This is a genomic window from Micromonospora sp. D75 (genome assembly GCF_018070405.1).
Lineage (GTDB): Bacteria > Actinomycetota > Actinomycetes > Mycobacteriales > Micromonosporaceae > Micromonospora > Micromonospora chalcea.
Genome location: NZ_JAGPXV010000601.1, coordinates 1 through 3,673, shown reverse-complemented (window position 1 = coordinate 3,673; position 3,673 = coordinate 1). Strand labels below are relative to the sequence as shown.

Sequence of the window (3,673 nt, the reverse complement as noted above, 5' to 3'; positions counted from 1 at the left end):
GCCTGACCGGAGCCATGCCGGTCGAGTGACGGGGGTGAGCCCGCCCACTACCGCCTCGCGCTGCCGTGGCGGAGTGGGCGAAGCGCCGTACACTTGTCTCCGATTACTGACCTGGCGCGCCCCGATTGCGCGCTCATGGGCGATCTTGCGGGCGATTCGGCGGCGTGACAGGCCGCGGCGGGCCATCGCGAAGATGCGCCCCGCTCGAGAGGCATTTCTTGACCACGTTCGCTGAATCCAGCACGTCCCCGTCCGTCGACCCGAACTCCGACGCCGTCGACTTCGCGTCGCTCGGCCTGCCCCGGCAGCTCGTCGAGGCGCTCGCCCGCCAGGGCATCACCACCCCGTTCGAGATCCAGCGGGCCACCCTGCCCGACTCGCTCGCGGGCCGCGACGTACTCGGCCGGGGCCAGACCGGCTCGGGCAAGACGCTCGCCTTCGGCCTGCCGGTGATCGCCCGGGTCGCCGACCGCAACCGGGCCCGGCCGCTGCACCCCCGCGCGCTCGTCCTGGTCCCCACCCGTGAACTCGCCATGCAGGTGAACGACGCCCTCGTGCCGCTCGGCAAGTCGGTGGGCGTCTTCCTGAAGACCGCCGTCGGCGGCGTGCCGTACGACCGGCAGATCGACGCGCTGCGCCGCGGCGTGGAGATCGTCGTGGCCACCCCGGGCCGGCTCGGCGACCTGATCGAGCGCGGCGTATGCCGGCTCGACGACGTCGAGATCACCGTGCTGGACGAGGCCGACCAGATGGCCGACATGGGCTTCCTGCCCGAGGTCACCCAGCTGCTGTCGAAGACCCCGGCGGACGCGCAGCGGCTGCTGTTCTCGGCCACCCTGGACAACGACGTCGACACGCTCGTCAAGCGGTTCATGACCGACCCGGTCACCCACTCGACCGCGCCGGCCACCGCCGCCGTGTCCACCATGGACCACCACCTGCTGCTGATCCCGCCGCACGACAAGTTCGCGGTCGCCGCGTCCATCGCCGCCCGCGAGGGCCGCACCATGCTGTTCGCCCGTACGCAGCTCGGCGTGGACCGGCTGGTCGAGCAGCTCGCGGCCGTCGGCGTGCGGGCCGGTGGGCTGCACGGCGGCAAGACCCAGCGAATGCGTACCAAGACGCTCGCCGAGTTCCGCGAGGGCCGCACGCCCGTGCTGGTCGCTACCGACGTGGCGGCCCGCGGCATCCACGTCGACGGCGTGTCGCTGGTGCTGCACGTGGACCCGCCGAAGGACCCGAAGGACTACCTGCACCGGGCCGGCCGTACGGCCCGGGCCGGCGAGTCGGGCGCGGTGGCGACGCTCGTGCTGCCCAAGCAGCGCCGCACCACTCTGGCCATGATGGAGAAGGCGGGCGTCGAACCGGCCGAGACCCGGGTCCGGGCGGGCGACGAGGCGCTGGCCGAGCTGACCGGCGCGCGCGAGCCCAGCGGCGTACCCGTCCGGGACGAGCCGGAGCCGCGGCGCGGCGGCCCGCGCCGCTTCGGCGACCGGGACGGCCGGGGCTTCGACCGGGGTGGCCGGGGCGGCTTCTCCGACCGTGGCGAGCGCCGGTTCGGCGACCGCGACGGCCGGGGCGAGCGCCGCTACGGCGACCGGCCCACGGGCGAGCGGTCCGGCGACCGGTTCGCGGACCGTGGCGGTGACCGCCGGTTCGGCGACCGTCCGGCGGGCGAGCGCTACTCGGGCGAGCGGTCCGGTGGCGGCGAGCGCCGCTTCGGGCGGCCGGAGCGTCGCGACGACCGGAGCTTCGGCGACCGGCGGTCCGACGGCCGGAGCTTCGGCGAGCAGCGGTCCGACGACCGTGGCCAGCGCAGCGACCGCTTCGGCGGCCAGCGCGACGACAGGCGTTTCGGCGAGCGCGCCGACCGCCCGTTCGGGGACCGGCACCGGCCGGCGGCCGGGCGCGGGTACGACCGCGACGAGCGGCGGTACGACGACCGGCCGGGTGGCTTCGGAGACCGTCGCCAGGAGGACCGCCCGCACGCCGAGCGGCGTTTCGGTGACCGGGGCGACGCGCGCCCGGCCGAGCGCCGGAGCGGCGGTTTCCGGGCCGAGGGGCGGGGCCGGGACGACCGGCGCGGCTTCGGCGGGCGACCGCCGGCGCGTACCCACTGATCTGAGCGCACCCACGACGCCGCCGCCGAGCACCCGCTCGGCGGCGGCGTTCGCGCATCCGCTGCCGCCGACGGCCGGGTCGCGTAACGTCCGGACCATGCCGAAGTCGCTCTTCTGGGCCCGGACCGACACCGCCGGCTGCGAGCACGTCGTGCTCGACGGCGGGCAGGGGCTGACCGCGCAGGGCGTGGCACTCGCCGTGGACCCGATCCCGTACACCTGCCGTTACCGCCTGGCGCTCGCGCCCGACTGGTCGACCGACCAGCTGGAGGTCGAGGCAGAGGGCGCGGGCTGGTCGCGGAGCGTACGCCTGGAACGGGGCCGGGACGGGTGGCGCGTGCGTACCGGCGAGGAGGGCGACCTGGACGCGGCGCTGAGCGCGGCGGGCCACCCACCGGCGGGGTTGCCGGGCACCGACGACCCGGGCCGGCTGGACGACGCGCTCGACGTCGACCTGGGCGGGTCCCCGCTGACGAACACGCTGCCGATCCGCCGGATCGGGTTGGGGCGGCTGCCCGCCGACATGGCGACGGCGGTGACCGTGGCCTGGGTGCTGCTGCCCGGCCTGGCCGTGGTCCCCGCCGAGCAGGTCTACACCTCGCTCGGCCCGGGCCGGGTCCGGTACGCCAGCGGCACGTTCACGGCCGACCTGGAGGTCGACCCGGAGGGTTTCGTGGTGCGCTATCCGGGGCTGGCCGAGCGGGTCGACCCGCGCTGACGTCCGCCGCCGCCAAAGCCGGGGCGCCGGTCAAGCCGGCCAGGCGCCGTCGGTCAGGAACCGGTCGATGGTGGCCAGGTGCGGGGCGAGGTCGAGGCCCTGCGCGGCCACCCACTCGTCGGAGTAGTAGGTGTCGCCGTACCGGTCGCCCGGGTCGCAGATGAGCGTGACCACCGAGCCGGTACGTCCGTCCGCCAGCATCTGGGCGATCAGCCCGAACGCGCCCCACAGGTTGGTGCCGGTGGAGCCGCCCACGCGGCGGCCGAGCACCGCCGAGCCGGCCCGCATGGCGGCGAGCGACGCGGCGTCCGGCACCTGCACCATCCGGTCCACCACGCTGGGCAGGAAGGACGCCTCGACGGTGGGCCGCCCGATGCCTTCGATCCGGGAGCCGCGGCCGGTGCACACCGACCAGTCGCCGGCCTGCCAGGCGGGGTAGAACGCGGAGTTCTCCGGGTCCACCACGCAGAGCTTGGTGGGCAGCCGCCGGTAGCGGGCGTAGCGGCCGATGGTGGCGCTGGTGCCGCCGGTGCCGGCGCCGACGACGATCCAGGCGGGCACCGGGTGCCGTTCCAGCGCGAGCTGGGCGTAGATCGACTCGGCGATGTTGTTGTTGCCCCGCCAGTCGGTGGCCCGCTCGGCGTACGTGAACTGGTCCATGAACCGGCCGCCGCTGTCCTCGGCGAGCCAGCGCGCCTCCACCACCACCTTCGCCGGGTCCTGGACGAGGTGGCAGCGCCCGCCCTGGAACTCGATCTGGGCGATCTTCTCCGGCGAGGTGGAGGCGGGCATGACCGCGATGAACGGCAGCCCGAGCATCCGCGCGAAGTACGCC

The 3,673-nt window shown here is 75.3% G+C and carries 3 protein-coding genes; 2 read left to right on the top strand and 1 reads right to left on the bottom strand.

The window, feature by feature from the left end:
• Positions 1 to 218 precede the first annotated feature (218 nt).
• Both KBX39_RS26265 and KBX39_RS26260 read left to right on the top strand, forming a co-directional pair.
• Positions 219 to 2,120 carry a DEAD/DEAH box helicase gene (locus KBX39_RS26265; protein WP_210873015.1) on the top strand — a complete coding sequence of 634 codons (1,902 nt, stop codon included), beginning with the start codon at positions 219 to 221 and terminating at the stop codon, positions 2,118 to 2,120.
• Between the two features lie 97 nt (positions 2,121 to 2,217).
• Positions 2,218 to 2,838 (top strand): putative glycolipid-binding domain-containing protein, encoded by a 621-nt coding sequence (locus tag KBX39_RS26260; protein WP_043330730.1) that lies wholly within the window; start codon positions 2,218 to 2,220, stop codon positions 2,836 to 2,838.
• A 30-nt stretch (positions 2,839 to 2,868) separates the two neighbouring features.
• Here the strand turns inward: KBX39_RS26260 and KBX39_RS26255 are convergent.
• The coding region (locus KBX39_RS26255; protein ID WP_210873013.1) for a PLP-dependent cysteine synthase family protein at positions 2,869 to 3,673 on the bottom strand (805 nt) is incomplete at its 5' end.